Consider the following 14,472-nt stretch of genomic DNA (forward strand, 5'->3'; position numbering starts at 1 on the left):
ACAACGTCACGGCAGACAAGCCGGACAAAAACCCATCAACTTCCGTGGTACTTGTTCTGCGCCCACTCGACGCCCTCGGTGATCACCGCCTCGACCACATCGGCCGCGCGATCCACCAGAAAATCCAGCTCCTTGCGCTCCGACGAGGAGAAGTCGGCAAGCACGTAATCCGCCGGATCCTGCCGGCCCGGCGGACGGCTGATACCGACCCGGACCCGCGCATACTCCTTGCTGCCCAGCGACTTCGACATGGACCGCAGACCGTTGTGGCCGCCCTCGCCGCCACCGCGCTTCACGCGCACCTGACCGAACGGGACATCCAACTCGTCGTGCACCGCGATCACATTGGTCACCGGCACCTTGAAGAACTGCGCCAGCGACGCCACCGGGCCACCCGACAGGTTCATGTACGTCAACGGCTTCAACAGGACCAGCTTCGGACCGCCGAAACCCAGCCGGCCCTCCGCCACATCCGTGTGCGCCCGCTTCGCCCGGCCGAACTTGCCACCCACCCGGGAGGCCAGCAGATCAGCCACCATGAAACCCACATTGTGCCGGTTACCCGCGTACTCCTTGCCCGGGTTCCCCAGGCCGACCACCAGGAACGGCGCCTCGTCGCTCACCCTTGCCTCCGCTCTGACCCGCATACAACATCAGGGAAAGTGCCCAACGGCACTTTCCCTGATGACTCGCCTTACCGCTGCTGCGCGCAGACCTACTTACTCCGCGCTGTCGCCGCCCTCGGCAGCGTCGCCCTCGCCCTCGGCGGCGACAGTCGACTGCGCGGCGGTGATGTTCGCCAGGACGACGTCGGCCTCGACGGCCAGCTCGACACCGCTCGGGAGCTTGACGTCACCGGCAGTCACGTGCGAACCGGCCTCGAGACCGTCGATCGACACCTCGAGCTCGGCCGGCAGACGCAGCGCGTCGGCGACCACCGCGACGGTGTTCGACTCGTGCACGATCAGGGTGTTCTTGGCGGCCTCACCGGTCAGCGTCACCGGGATGTCGACCTGGATCTTCTCGCCACGCTTCACGATCAGCAGGTCCACGTGCTCGAACGTGTCCTTGATCGGGTCGCGCTGGATCGCCTTCGGCAGGGCCAGAGTGGCGGCCGCGTTGCCGGCGATGTCGATGGTGAAAATCTGGTTGATGCCACCGTGACGGATGGCGGCTGCGAACTCACGCGCCGGGAGCGCGATGTGCTGCGGGGCCTCGCCGTGGCCGTAGAGCACGGCAGGCACCAGACCCGCGCGGCGCGTACGACGGGCACCACCCTTGCCGAACTCGGTACGGGGCTCGGCGCTGATCTTTACCTCGGACACGGGAAACTCCTGAAACTCTTCGATGCGGGCTGCGGCTAAGTCTGCGGCTGCGGTATCCGGCAGTGCTACGGTGTGGCCGCCGACGGCGCTGAGACCGTCGTCGGCGCTGCCGGGCAAGAGGGCGCGCTGGGCACAGGCCCGGAGCACCGCGCCGATGACGGCGCCTCAAGCGAACTGCGATCCCCAGCAGCCCGAGGATTCTTAGCAGCCCGCGATGCACCCTCGCCGTGGCAACCGTACTAGCCTACCTGCCACGATCGTGCCCCGGTCAGCGGGTCCGCCCGACCGACAGCCCTGACGGCAAAAATGACCTCGTTGATGCAACTTGCACCACACAGATGAGGCGCCCGTCGACGACGGGCGCCCCAAACCGTAAACGGAACTAGCTCAGGCCACCGAACAAGGTGGTCACCGAACCGTCGTCGAACACCTCACGGATCGCCCGCGCCAGCAACGGCGCGATCGACAGCACGGTGATCTTGTCGAGCTGCTTCTCCGGAGAGATCGGCAGCGTGTTCGTCACCACCAGCTCACTGATCCGGCTGTTCTTCAGACGCTCGGTCGCCGGGTCGGACAACAGCGCGTGCGTCGACGCCACGATCACGTCCGCCGCACCCTCCTCGAAGAGGATGTCCGCCGCCTTGGCGATCGTGCCGCCGGTGTCGATCATGTCGTCGACGATCAGACAGACCCGGCCCTCGACCTCACCGACCACCCGGTTAGCCACCACCTGGTTGGGCTTCATCGGGTCACGGGTCTTGTGGATGAACGCCAGCGGGCAACCACCCAGCCGGTCCGTCCACCGCTCCGCCACACGCACCCGGCCGGAGTCCGGCGCCACCACCGTCATCGGACGTCCGGCGAACTTGCGCTGCACGTAGTCGGCGAGGATGTCCATCGCGAACAGGTGGTCCACCGGGCCGTTGAAGAAACCCTGGATCTGCGCGGTGTGCAGGTCCACGGTGAGTATCCGGTTCGCGCCCGCAGTCTTCAGCAGGTCCGCCACCAGACGAGCCGAGATCGGCTCCCGGCCACGGTGCTTCTTGTCCTGACGCGAGTACGGATAGAACGGCAGAACGACGGTGATCCGCTTCGCCGACCCACGCTTCAACGCGTCGATCATGATCAGGGTCTCCATGACCCAGCGATTCACACCTTCGGTCATCGACTGGACGACGAACGCGTCCGAGCCACGAACCGAATCCTTGAACCGGACGAAGATCTCACCGTTGGCGAACTCGTACGAGTCCGACGGCGTCGGCGCCACGCCGAGCACCTGACCGATCTCCTCCGCCAGCTCGGGGTAACCCCGACCGGAAAAGAGCATCAGACTCTTACGGTTCTCCGCGACGATGCTGCCCATCGGATCGCTGCTCCCGTTGGATTAGGGGGTGGGGGGTTCGCAGTGAAGTATCCCTTGCGACAACGTAACCGCCACGTTTCGAGCCCGCCGCGTGGGATGGCTCACCCCAGCTGGATCACTCCTGCTCAGGGGTGATATCCGCGGCCCGCTGAGCCCGCTGCGCGGCGTCCGCCGACACCGTCCCGGCCCGGCGGCGCTCCGTCCACCCCTCGACGTTGCGCTGCGGGGCCCGGGTCACCCCCAGGTTGCCCGCCGGCACGTCCTTGGCCACCGCACTGCCCGCCGCCACGTACGCGCCGGGACCGATCTCGACCGGGGCGATCAACACCGTGTCCGAGCCGACGAACGCCGCCTCACCCACCGTGGTGAAATGCTTGTTCACCCCGTCGTAGTTCGCAAAGATCGTACCCGCGCCGATGTTCGCCTTGGCGCCGATCGACGCGTCACCCACATAGGTCAGGTGCGGCACCTTCGCACCGTCACCCAACTCAGCGTTCTTCGTCTCGACGAAACCGCCGACCTTCGCCTTACGGCCCAGCTTCGTGCCCGGACGCAGGTACGAGAATGGGCCGACGGTCGCCTCCACGCCGATCACCGCCCCGATCGAGTGAGTCCGCAGCACCGACGCGCCCGCACCGACCGTGGTGTCCACCAACGTGGTGTCCGGACCGATCACCGCACCCGTCGCCACCGTCGAGGACCCGGAGATCTGCGAATTCTGGTCCACCACCGCATCCGGCTCCAGCGTCGCCGTCACGTCGATCCACGTCGTCGCCGGGTCCAGCAACAGCACCCCGGAACGCATCCAGGCGTCGTTCACCCGATCGCGCATCAACACCCGCAGGCGTGACAACTCGGCACGGTCGTTGCAGCCCAGCGTCTCGTACGCGAACTCGGCCACCTCGATCGCCACCGGGTGACCCTGCGACGCCAGGATGGCGAACACGTCGGTCAGGTACTCCTCGCCCTGCGCGTTGTCGGTGGACAGCTTGCCCAGCGACTCCCGCAGCAGCGCGGCGTCGAACGCGTAGATCCCCGAGTTGATCTCGCGGATCCGGCGCTGCTCCTCGGTGGCGTCCTTCTGCTCGACGATCCGCTCCAGATTGCCGGCCGCGTCCCGGACGATCCGCCCCAGACCACGCGGCTCGGCGACCTCGGCGCTGAGCACGGTCGCCGCGGCACCGGCCCGCTCGTGCGTGGCGAGCAGCGCCTCCACCGTCTCCGCGCGCAGCAGCGGCACGTCGCCGCTGAGCACCACCACAGTGCCGGTCAGGTCGGTGAGCGAGTCCAGCGCGATACGCACCGCGTGCCCCGTGCCGTTCTGCTGCTCCTGCAGCACCGGCGTGGCATCCGGAGCGGCCTCGGCGAGGAACGCGCCGACCTGGTCCGCCTTGTGCCCGACGACGACCACGGTGCGGTCGGTCTTGATGCCCGCGGCGACGGCGAGCACGTGCCCGAGCAGGGTGCGGCCGAGGAGCGGCTGCAGGACCTTGGGTGTCGCGGACTTCATCCGCTTGCCCTCACCGGCGGCGAGGACGACAACGGTACGGCTGGGGGCCTGGCTCACGCGACAACTCCATCGTTTGCAGTGGCGTCATGCAGGGGCGGCGTCCACGCCGCCCGCAGCCAAAGAAGGCTCTTACCACAGAAGTTGCTCGGCCGCCAGGACTCGAACCTGGAAAGCTAGGACCAAAACCTAGAGTGTTGCCAATTACACCACGGCCGAAGGTTCTGGAAGACAGCCTAGCGTCTCGCCTCCCGACCGCGATAAGCGGACGAAGCCTCCCGGACGACGGCCTTGACCAAACCCTCCATCCGCCAGTAGAGATCACGGCCCTGCGGGGCGGTGACGGTGAGACATCCGTGGTAGTCGTCGCCCACATTCTGCCGCCGGGTCTGCGGCACATGCTTCTTGATCGTCGGTTTCTGGAATCGCTCGATCGGGATCGACAGGCGCTCGGCCCACCAGGCCGCGGCGTTCCCGGCGTCCGCGGTCTCATGAATGCTGACGCGGTAGTTCAGCTCGTCGAGCCGATAGCCGCCGAGCTGAAGAAAACGCAGGAAGACGGAGAGCAGGCCGGCGTCGCTGTTGATGAAGATGAACCGGTCGGCACGCGCCCAGGGCTTCGATTTGCCACCCTCACACCAATAGGCGATCGCCCCGACGAGCAGCGCCTCCCGATCAGTGAGTTCGCCGACCTCACGGGCCGCCTCCTCCCAGACCTGCGCCTGCCGCCGGTCCCGCTCCGCGCGGAACGAGTCCCAACGCCCCGCCAGCCGCTTCTCGGCCAGTTCCCGTTTCTCCCGCGCCCGCTCGGCGTCCGGGTCGAGCGGAACATGCCCCACCCACCGGAACGCCGTCGACTTCGCCACGCCCAGCCGCGCCGCGATGTCGTTGATCGACCAGCCCTCCTCCCGCAAGGTGACCGCTTCCCGGCGTACGTCGTCCTTGGCGTTGGGCCGGCGGGTCCACTCCGGTGGCTCGATCCCGCGCAGCCCGTCGGTCAGCGTCCCGTTGCTCACCCCGAACTGCTTCATCAGCTGTGCCCGCGACAACCCCGGGTCCACCCGCAGGCGCCGGGCTTCGGCCCGCGGGCCGGGGAGGTCTGCCGGAACACCATCGATAAGAGTCATGCGACTAGTTTATGCGGCGCTAGCCTGACGTGCCGCACTCCGGGTGTGCCATTCCTGGCAGGATGGGCAGGTGAGCGAGCACCACGAGACCAACGACGAGCCACGCCGCACCTCCGCCCCCCGAGTCCGGATGCCAGCCGCACAGCGCCGCGAGCAACTCATCACCGTCGGACGGCAGCTGTTCGCCGAGCGGGGTTTCGACGCCACCAGCGTCGAGGAGGTGGCGTCGCGGGCCAAGGTGTCGAAACCGGTCGTCTACGAGCACTTCGGCGGCAAGGAGGGCCTCTACGCGGTGGTCGTCGACCGCGAGGTGCGCGCGCTGCTCGACCGGATAGCGACCGCGCTGACCGCCGGGCATCCGCGGGAGCTGCTGGAGCAGGCGGCGCTGGCGCTGCTGGACTACATCGACGAGGAGCCGCACGGTTTCCAGGTGCTGACCCGCAATTCGCCGTTGCTGGCGGCGTCGGGCAATTTCTCCAGTGTGATGAACGATGTCGCCCATCAGGTGGAACACATCCTGGGTGCCGAGTTCCGCAGCCGGGGGCTGGATCCGAAGTTCGCCGAGCTCTACTCGCAGGCGCTGGTGGGCATGGTGGCGCTGGTGGGCCAGTGGTGGCGGGACGCGCGGAAGCCGAAGAAGGAGATGGTGGCCGCCCATCTGGTGAATCTGGCCTGGAACGGCCTGTCGCATCTGGAGCCGAAACCGAACCTGTTGACGCGAAAGGTGCGATGACCCGGCCGGGTCATCGCACCTTCGGTGGTGCTGTCGCGGTTCAGGCGGTGCGGCCCTCGCGGACCTGGCGGGGTGCTCCGGCCTGGGACTGCGGCGCCGACTTGCTGTAGAGGCTCGTGGTGATGAGCAGCAGGCCGGCGATGTAGGTGACGATCACCGTCGACATGGTGAAGCCGAAGAAGTTGGCGTCGGTGCGCAGCACCGCCATCGCGTAGGTGCCGAGGACCAGCAGGCCCCACCCGAGGTACTTGTCGGCCTCGACGTCGGCGTTGCGGCCGATCGCGGTGGCGAGCAGGACGATGCCGCCGACGGCGATCGAGATGATCGACCAGAGCATGTTGCTGCCCTGGCCGATGACGCGGACGCCGGGGCCGGTGAAGGCCTCGCCGGAGGTCTGGATCAGGCCCAGGACCCCGAAGACCACCAGGTAGGCACCGGTGATGAAGCCGACGATCCGGTAGATCGGCCGAAGCGGGTGGTTGACCGGGGTGTGCGCCATGGTTCCGTCTCCAAGGTCAGGTGTAGTCGTCCCGATTCTCGCGTATCCCCTTCAAGCGGCGCAGGCACACCCCCCGGATCAGTTACCGGACACTTGCTCGGCGAGTTCGAGCCAGGACTCCTCGACCTGATCGCGTTCGTCTTTCACCGCTTTGAGCTGGGCTTCCAGTTCGACGAGCTTGTCGTAGTCGCTGCCGTGCCGGGCCAGCTTCTCGTTGATCTTCGCTTCCTTCTCGTTGAGCTTGTCGAGCTGACGCTCGAACTTCGCCAGATCCTTGCGAGCCTGGCGCAGCTCACCCGAGGAGAGGCCGGGCGCGCTCGGTGCCGGCTGCGTCCCCTTCGCGGGTACGGCCGAAGCGGGCGTCCCGCCGCTGATCCGGTCGAGGTATTCGTCGATGCCGCCGGGAAGGTGCACGAGACGGCCGTCGCCGAACATCGCGTAGACGACGTCGGTGACCCGTTCGACGAGGTACCGGTCGTGGCTGGCCACGACCATGGTGCCGGGCCAGGAGTCGAGCAGGTCCTCCAGGGAGGCCAGCGTGTCGGTGTCCAGGTCGTTGGTGGGTTCGTCGAGGAGCAGCACGTTGGGTTCGGCGGCGAGCAGCCGGAGCAGCTGCAGCCGGCGGCGTTCGCCACCGGAGAGGTCGCTGACGGGGGTCCAGATGCGCTTGTCGGTGAAGCCGAACACCTCGGCGAGCTGGCCGGCGGAGAGTTCCCGGTCGCCGAGCTTGACCCGCTTGGCGACCTCTTCCACGGCCTCGAGCAGGCGCAGGTGGCCGGGCAGTTCCTTGAGCTCCTGGGAGAGGAACGCCGGCCGGACCGTGGAGCCGGTGACCAGGCGTCCGCCGTCCGGCTTGGTGACGCCGGCCAGCAACCGCAGCAGGGTGGTCTTGCCTGCGCCGTTGGCGCCCAGGATCGCGATCCGGTCGCCGGGGCCGACCTGCCAGGTCAGGTCCGCGAAGATGCTCTTCGGGCCGGCGTTGAGGGTGATGTCCTCCAGGTCGTAGACCTGCTTGCCGAGGCGGGTGGTGGCCAGCCGTTGCAGGCTGACGTTGTCGCGCACCGGCGGGACGTCGGCGATCAGTTCGTTGGCCGCGTCGATCCGGAATTTCGGTTTCGAGGTGCGGGCCGGCGGGCCGCGGCGCAGCCAGGCGATCTCTTTGCGGAGCAGGTTCTGCCGGCGGGCCTCGACGGCGGCGGCGACGCGCTGGCGTTCGGCGCGCGTCAGGATCCAGGCGGCGTAGCCACCCTCGTAGGTGTGCACCTCCTGGTCGACGACCTCCCAGGTCATCGTGCAGACCTCGTCGAGGAACCACCGGTCGTGGGTGACCACGACCAGCGCGCCCCGGCGGGTGACCAGGTGTTTGGCGAGCCAGTCGACACCGGCGACGTCGAGGTGGTTGGTGGGCTCGTCGAGGATCAGCAGGTCGCTCTCGCGGACCAGCAGGGCGGCGAGGGCGACCCGGCGGCGTTCGCCACCGGACATCGGCCCGACCGGGGTGTCCAGGCCGAGGTGTGCCATGCCGAGGCCGTCGAGGATGGTCCGGACACCGGCGTCGCCGGCCCATTCGTGTTCGGCGCCCATGCCCACCTCGAGCCAGGCGGTGCCGAGGACGACGTCCCGGACGGTCGCCTCGGCGGCCAGCGCCAGGCTCTGGGGCAGGGCGGCGACGCGGAGGTCACGCCGGTGGGTGACCCGGCCGGAGTCCGGTTCCTCGCTCTTGGCGAGCATCCGGAGCAGGGTGGATTTGCCGGCCCCGTTGAGACCGACGATGCCGATGCGGGCGTCGTCGTCCAAGCCGAGAGAGACATCGGTGAGCAGCTGACCGGCGGCGCCGTAACCCTTGTTGACCCGGTCCAGGTTGATGATATTCGCCACGATGCCCTCTAGATTACCCGCGCGCCGGGTTGCGGCCCGCGGGCGGTGACCGCGGCCCGGCACACTCCGGACTCCTCCAGGCCGGCGGCGATCTCCTGGGCGTGTGCCGCGTCGCGGGCCAGGAAGACACAGGTGGGGCCGGAACCGGAGACGATGCCGGCCAGGGCGCCCTCCTCCTCGCCTGCTTTGAGCACGTCGGCGAGCTGCGGGCGCAGCGAGAGGGCGGCGGCCTGCAGGTCGTTGCCGAGGGCGGCACCGAGCACCCGCGGGTTGCGCTGGCGCAGGGCGGTCATCAGCTGGTCCGGCCCGCCGAGCGCCTCGGGCGGCACGGAGCTGTCGCGCAGCGCGTCGAGCTCGCGGTAGACGGCCGGGGTGGACAGGCCGCCGTCGGCGATGGCCACCACCCAGTGCCAGGCGGTCGGCCGGGCCAGGATCGGGCTGACCGTCTCGCCGTGGCCGGTGCCGAGGGCGGTGCCGCCGTGCAGCAGGAACGGCACGTCCGAGCCGAGCTCCGCACCGACCTCGCCCAGTTCTTCGCGGGACATGCCGAGTCCCCAGAGCAGGTCGCAGGCGATCAGGGTGGCGGCCGCGTCGGCGCTGCCACCGGCCAGACCGCCGGCCAGCGGGATGCTCTTGCGCAGGTGCAGCCGGGCGTAGGCCGGGACGCGGGCCCGCGCGGCGAGCGCCCGGGCCGCCCGGATGATCAGGTTGGTCTCGTCGAGCGCCAGCTCGCCGGCGCCCTCACCCTCCATGGTCAGCGTCAGGGTGTCGCCGCGACGGGCGGTGAGCTCGTCGAACAACCCGATCGCGTGATAGATCGTGTTGAGTTCGTGGTAGCCGTCCGGGCGCAGCGGCCCGACCGCCAGGTGCAGATTGATCTTCGCCGGCACACGTACCTTCACCGGCCCCCGGTGCGGACGTGGCTGATCGTCGTCCGGCCCCCACGCCTCCGTCACGGAGTGATGTCCCGGATCGGCAGCTTGATCTCGAACGGCGCGCTCAGCTCGATCTCCGTCTCCGAGTCCGCGACCAACTCGTAGTGACCGTCGACCAGGTCGTAGGCGAAGACGTGCAACGGGTTCTGCTCGATCCGCCAGTAGTGCTTGATGCCCGCCGCGGCGTAGAGGCCCGGCTTCTCCATGCGGTCACGCCGCTTCGTCCCGGGCGAGACCACCTCGACCGCGATGGCCACCTGGTCGGGCAGGTAGTAGTGGTGGGTGAGGTCGATGGGCTGATGCAGCAGAACGACATCGGGCTCCGCGGTGTCCTTCAGCCCGAGGGCGACCCCGACAGCGGTCAGTCCGACGAAGGACTCGGGTGCATGCTGGCGAAACCAACTCCACAGCAGGTTTCCGATGAACTGATGAGCGCCCGTCGGGGAGGGGACCACAATCATGACTCCGTCACGAAGCTCGACGCGGGGAGCGTCGTCGGGGAGATTGAGAATATCCTCGATGAAGTAGCCGGCCTGACGCTGTGTCACCGGATCGGGAGACCACATGACGTTGCCGATCGGCTCCGCGGTCATGAGTTCAACTCCTTGGGCTCTGCGTCGGACGGGCTGAGTTTACCGCCGGGGGGCGACGAATTCGCCGCCGCCGCGATGGCGGCGAACTCTCCCACCGTCAACGATTCTCCCCTGGCCTGCGGGCTCACGCCCGCCGAGCGGAGCACCTGTTCGGCCCGGTCAGCGCCACCGGCCCAGCCGGCCAGGGCCGCCCGCAGGGTCTTGCGCCGCTGCGCGAACGCCGCGTCCACGACCGCGAAGACCTTCCGCCGTTCGGTGTCGGCGGGCGGTTCCCTGCGGGTGAAGGCGACCAGACCGGAATCCACGTTGGGCACCGGCCAGAAGACCGCGGGCGGCACCTTGCCGGCCGACTTGGCCTCGGCGTACCAGGCCAGCTTGACCGAGGGCACGCCGTACACCTTCGAGCCGGGCCCGGCGACCAGCCGGTCGGCGACCTCCTTCTGCACCATGACCAGGCCGCCGCGCAGGGTGGGCAGTTCGGCCAGCAGGTGCAGCACGACGGGGACCGCCACGTTGTACGGCAGGTTCGCCACCAGCATCGTCGGCGCCGGGTCGAACCGGTCGCCGGTGATCTTGAGGGCGTCGGCCGGGTGCACGGTCAGGTGTGCCGCGGTGACCGTCTCCGGCAGGGCCGCGGCCAGCGTCGGGTCGATCTCCACCGCGTGCACGTGCCGGACCGCGCCGACCAGGCCCAGGGTCAGCGACCCGAGGCCGGGGCCGACCTCCAGCGCGACGTCGTCCGGCCGCAGACCGGCCACGCCGACGATGCGCCGGATCGTGTTCGGGTCGTGCAGGAAGTTCTGGCCGAGCTTCTTGGTCGGCGCGACGCCGAGGCGTGCGGCGAGTTCCCGGATCTCCGCCGGGCCGAGAAGTGTGTCAGCCATGGTGAGAGCCTAAAGCGGGCGCTTCGGGGCGCCGGACACCGGCGGTCGGTCGGGCGACGGACGCGACTCTCCGGTGCCCCGCGGCCGGTGTCCGGACCCCGGTCAGCGCCAGCTCCCGAAGACCCGTTCGCCGTTGGCCGAGACGGTCGCGCAGAGGGTGTCCAGGTCCACGCCGCGAGCCTGGGCCAGCGCCCGCATGGTGATCGGGATCAGGTAGGACGCGTTCGGCCGGCCGCGGAACGGTGTCGGTGTCAGGTACGGCGCGTCGGTCTCCACCATCATCTGCTCGGGTGGGGTGATCGCGGCGGCCTCGCGCAGGTTCCCGGCACTGGCGAAGGTCACCGTGCCGGCGAAACTGAGGAAGAACCCGCGGCGTACGCACTCGGCCGCGAACTCCGCGTCGCCGGAGAAGCAGTGCATGACCACTTTCTCCGGGGCGCCCTCGTCGTCCAGGATCCGCAGCACCTCGGCGTGCGCCTGGCGGTCGTGGATGATCAGCGCTTTGCCGTGCCGTTTGGCGATCGCGATGTGGGCCCGGAAGCTCTCCTCCTGGGCGGCCCGGCCCTCGTCGCCGGTGCGGAACGTGTCCATCCCGGTCTCGCCGACGCCGCGGACCCGGGGGCGGGCGGCCAGCGCCTCGATCGCCCGCAGCGACTCGTCCAGGTCGTCGACGCGGGGCGCGTCGTTGGGGTGCAGGGCCACCGCGGCCAGCACCGATTCGTGCCGTTCGGCCAGGTCGGCGCCCCACTGCGAGGAGGCGACGTCGACGCCGACCTGGACCAGGCGGTCGACGCCGCTCTTGGCCGCGGCGGCGATCAGCGCCTCGACCGGGTCGCCGTCGCCGGGGAGTCCGGCCTCCTGCACGGTGAGGTCCAGGTGGGTGTGGCTGTCGAAGACGGGGACGGCGAGCGGCTCCGGAGCGGGCGGGAACTCACCCGCGCGACGGGCCGCCTTGGCACGTCGCCGGTCGGAAGGTGACTGCTCGGAGGCGTTCGATGACATGTGAGACATTGTGCACGGCGCACTCTGACATAACCCTCTGTTCATCTCCCATCTACGGAGGAGGCTTAGGTTGCGCCGCGTGACCGTGATCGGTGAGGACAGTGAACTCGGCTCCGACCCGCTCGACCCTCCGCTGATGGCCCCGCTGCGTCCTGACCTCACCTGGCATCAGGTGCAGCAGATGAGCCAGTCGGTGGGTTACCGGGACGATCCGATGCTGCGGGCCATCCGTGCCACCGCGGTGATCCGCCGGGGCACCCGGATGACCAAGGTGCTCTCCCCGGCCCAGGTCGCCGGCCATCTCGGCGGCTGGTTGCCGTACGGCTTCTGCTACCGGTCCTGCGACATCGCCCACCTGAGGGAACCGCAGCAGCTCGCGTTGTTGCGCACCGACGGCGGTACCGATTCGCCGGTGGCGTTCGCGTTGCGCTGGCGGGCCACCGATCCGGTGGACTACGAGGTGCCCGCGGCCCCGGCGCATCCCGGGCTGGCCGCGCTGCCGGGGCATTCGCGGATCGGCGCGATGGTCCTGGGCACCGGTTTCACGCCGAGCGCCGACGATCTGGTCCCGGAGTACGTGACGGCCGGGTTCGCCGATCTGCCGTTGTCGGCGAACGCCCAGTTGCTGGCGTACGTGCCGGGCGGCGACGAGGTGGTGCTCTACACGTACCAGCCGGAGCAGCACGGCTGGCTGCGGCTGGCCGGCCCGCGCTGGCGGAACCTGCTGGGTGAGCTGCCCGGGGTGAGCCCGGACCGGGAGTACGTGCCGTGCACGGTGACCGGTACCGCCAAGCTGGTCGGCCGGATCGACGACCAGGAGTACGAAGCGGTCGCCGACCCGCCCGGCGAGTTCCGGGTGCGGGCGCTGACCCGGGCCGCCCGCTATCCGGTGCGGAGTCTGAGCCGTCGTGCCGAGCAGGCCCGCTGGCGTGGGGTGCCGGCCTGGGTGCTGCAGCGCGACGAGACCTGGGCCCGGTTGCGGCTGCTGCGCCCGGAGGTGGAGGCGATCAACGCGACCGGGGCCCGCTGCTACGAACGCGGGGTCTACGAGGCGTGGGCGCCGGTGGGCGAGCTCTCCGACCATCACATCGCCGACGTCGGCTACGCGCTGCCGGACGCCGCCTGACAGCGGAGGCCGGATACGGGAAAGGGCCGGCGGATGCCGGCCCTTTCCGTTGCGCGCCGGGGGGATCAGCTCTTGGTGATCTTCTGCTGGCGCACCTTGCTGCCGTAGTTGTCGGCCCAGTCCCAGGTCCAGGAGTCGACGATGACGTAGCCCTTGCCGATGCCGGCCGGCACCTTCAGGGTCCACTTGCCCTTGCTCGGCTTGAGCCGGATGCCCTTGAGCCCGCAGTAGTCGAGGTACTGCTGGTCAGTGGTCCACTTCTTCCACTTCTTCGCCGGGGTCAGGCAGTAGGTGGTGCCGCCGGTGGTGACCCGGATGACGGTGGCGTAGACGTACGGCGTGCCACTGCCCTTGTCGGACACGGTGCCCTTGATCGTCCGCCACGAGCTCGCCTTGGTGGGGTTGCTCGGCTTGGTGACCGTGAGCTTCGGGACCGACGCGTCCTTCAGGATGTTGATCGTGCCGACGCTGCGGCGGCTGCTGAGGCCGTTCTTGTTACGGAACTCGATCTGCACCGTGAACTTGCCGCTGATCTTGTTCTTCGGGTTGACCACACCGTTGCGGTACAGGATGTAGCCGTTGATCGCGCCCTTCTTGGGGTTGACGCGGTCGGTGTAGGTGCCGTCGCCCCAGAAGACGGTGGCCTTGGTGGTGCCGGCCGGGACGCTGGTCAGGTTCACCGCGAAGTTGGTGCCCTGGTACGCGCTGGTCTTGCTCAGCTTGTACGTGCCCGGGATCGCCACCGTGACGGTCTTGGCGGGAGTGGTCAGCGTGTTGCCGGCCTTGTCGGTCAGCGTCTCGTACACCTTGAACGTGCCGTTCTTGGTGTACTGCTTGGTGAAGCTGGTGGCGGTGGCGCCGAGGACGGTGCTGGTGCCGTCGCCCCAGAACACCTTCCGCACGATCTGCGCGTCCGGCGTCTCGTTGTCGGCGTAGTCCGCGGCGGTCTGCGAGAACACCGTCTTCTGGCCGATCCACAGCGAGCCGAGGCTCAGCTTGAACGCGCCACCGGTCGGCTTGGCCTTGTCCGGTGCGGGCGGCGGCGAGGACGACGGCGAAGCGCTGGGCGTGGTCGACGGCGCGGAGACGCTCGGCTCGGGCGACGGCGACTGCGACGACTCGCTCGGCTCGGCCGAGGGCGACTCCGAGGACGACTCCGACGGCGACGGCGACGCGTCGGTCGGGTCCGCCGACGGCGACTCCGACTCGTCGACGGTCAGAACGGTCGTCGAGAGCGGCCCTGCTGCCAGGGCCGGAGCCGTGTAGACCGCACCACCAGCGACCAGCGCGCCACCGACCACAGCGGTCAGCAGCGAGCGCGAAAGTCCTGTCTTCAAAGGAACTCCTTCGAGGGTTTGATCCACACGAAGGACAGGCGCCTTTCCGGACAATCACAACGAAACGTGACCGTATCGATGAAACGCCCACGTCCCCCCGTGGTGGTCGTGACGGTACCGGATCTTCGCGACTCCGATCAATCCCCCGCGGTTCCGCCGGCCG

14 protein-coding genes and 1 tRNA gene are annotated in these 14,472 nt (G+C 69.0%); 2 read left to right on the forward strand and 13 right to left on the reverse strand.

Annotation, left to right across the window (positions count from 1 at the left end):
- Nucleotides 1-35: 35 nt before the first annotated feature.
- The 6 genes from pth to WH85_RS02845 form a co-directional block, all read right to left on the reverse strand.
- The gene (gene pth / locus WH85_RS02820) at nt 36-647 is read right to left on the reverse strand and encodes an aminoacyl-tRNA hydrolase (RefSeq protein WP_211275265.1); all 612 of its coding nucleotides are present in this window, start codon (nt 645-647) and stop codon (nt 36-38) included.
- A 72-nt stretch (nt 648-719) separates the two neighbouring features.
- Nucleotides 720-1,325, reverse strand: a complete 606-nt coding sequence (locus tag WH85_RS02825; RefSeq protein ID WP_045740061.1) for a 50S ribosomal protein L25/general stress protein Ctc — start codon at nt 1,323-1,325, stop codon at nt 720-722.
- Nucleotides 1,326-1,707: 382 nt separating this feature from the next.
- Entirely contained in the window at nt 1,708-2,688 is a 981-nt protein-coding gene (locus WH85_RS02830; protein WP_045740062.1) for a ribose-phosphate diphosphokinase, read from the reverse strand.
- Nucleotides 2,689-2,803: 115 nt separating this feature from the next.
- Nucleotides 2,804-4,255: a bifunctional UDP-N-acetylglucosamine diphosphorylase/glucosamine-1-phosphate N-acetyltransferase GlmU gene (gene glmU, locus WH85_RS02835; RefSeq protein WP_045740063.1), complete on the reverse strand. Its 1,452-nt coding sequence runs from the start codon at nt 4,253-4,255 to the stop codon at nt 2,804-2,806.
- 87 nt (nt 4,256-4,342) lie between these two features.
- Nucleotides 4,343-4,414, reverse strand: a tRNA-Gln gene (locus tag WH85_RS02840).
- A 17-nt stretch (nt 4,415-4,431) separates the two neighbouring features.
- Nucleotides 4,432-5,322, reverse strand: coding sequence for a helix-turn-helix domain-containing protein (locus WH85_RS02845; protein ID WP_045740064.1), 891 nt, complete (start codon nt 5,320-5,322; stop codon nt 4,432-4,434).
- A gap of 130 nt (nt 5,323-5,452) precedes the next feature.
- Between WH85_RS02845 and WH85_RS02850 the strand changes: the two genes are divergently transcribed.
- Complete coding sequence (locus WH85_RS02850) at nt 5,453-6,055, forward strand: TetR/AcrR family transcriptional regulator (protein WP_045740208.1); 603 nt, start codon at nt 5,453-5,455, stop codon at nt 6,053-6,055.
- 40 nt (nt 6,056-6,095) lie between these two features.
- Here the strand turns inward: WH85_RS02850 and WH85_RS02855 are convergent, their stop codons facing one another.
- From WH85_RS02855 to WH85_RS02880, 6 genes are all read right to left on the reverse strand, one after another.
- Nucleotides 6,096-6,554, reverse strand: a complete 459-nt coding sequence (locus WH85_RS02855; RefSeq protein WP_045740065.1) for a DUF4383 domain-containing protein — start codon at nt 6,552-6,554, stop codon at nt 6,096-6,098.
- A gap of 78 nt (nt 6,555-6,632) precedes the next feature.
- Entirely contained in the window at nt 6,633-8,432 is a 1,800-nt protein-coding gene (locus tag WH85_RS02860) for an ABC-F family ATP-binding cassette domain-containing protein (RefSeq protein WP_045740209.1), read from the reverse strand.
- Between the two features lie 8 nt (nt 8,433-8,440).
- Entirely contained in the window at nt 8,441-9,388 is a 948-nt protein-coding gene (locus WH85_RS02865; protein WP_045740066.1) for a 4-(cytidine 5'-diphospho)-2-C-methyl-D-erythritol kinase, read from the reverse strand.
- Nucleotides 9,385-9,960, reverse strand: a complete 576-nt coding sequence (locus WH85_RS02870; protein ID WP_211275266.1) for a Uma2 family endonuclease — start codon at nt 9,958-9,960, stop codon at nt 9,385-9,387. Before WH85_RS02870 ends, WH85_RS02865 begins: the two co-directional genes overlap by 4 nt.
- Nucleotides 9,957-10,844 carry a 16S rRNA (adenine(1518)-N(6)/adenine(1519)-N(6))-dimethyltransferase RsmA gene (gene rsmA, locus WH85_RS02875; RefSeq protein ID WP_045740067.1) on the reverse strand — a complete coding sequence of 296 codons (888 nt, stop codon included), beginning with the start codon at nt 10,842-10,844 and terminating at the stop codon, nt 9,957-9,959. The genes WH85_RS02870 and rsmA overlap by 4 nt, the downstream gene beginning before the upstream one ends.
- Nucleotides 10,845-10,946: 102 nt before the next feature.
- Nucleotides 10,947-11,855: a TatD family hydrolase gene (locus WH85_RS02880; RefSeq protein ID WP_425394609.1), complete on the reverse strand. Its 909-nt coding sequence runs from the start codon at nt 11,853-11,855 to the stop codon at nt 10,947-10,949.
- A 70-nt stretch (nt 11,856-11,925) separates the two neighbouring features.
- Between WH85_RS02880 and WH85_RS02885 the strand changes: the two genes are divergently transcribed.
- Nucleotides 11,926-12,972: a hypothetical protein gene (locus WH85_RS02885; RefSeq protein ID WP_045740068.1), complete on the forward strand. Its 1,047-nt coding sequence runs from the start codon at nt 11,926-11,928 to the stop codon at nt 12,970-12,972.
- Between the two features lie 65 nt (nt 12,973-13,037).
- On the opposite strand, the gene WH85_RS02890 is transcribed toward WH85_RS02885, so the two are convergent.
- Nucleotides 13,038-14,309: a hypothetical protein gene (locus WH85_RS02890; protein WP_157410705.1), complete on the reverse strand. Its 1,272-nt coding sequence runs from the start codon at nt 14,307-14,309 to the stop codon at nt 13,038-13,040.
- Nucleotides 14,310-14,472: the final 163 nt, after the last annotated feature.

Source organism: Actinoplanes rectilineatus (assembly GCF_000962825.1).
Taxonomy (GTDB): Bacteria; Actinomycetota; Actinomycetes; order Mycobacteriales; family Micromonosporaceae; genus Actinoplanes; species Actinoplanes rectilineatus.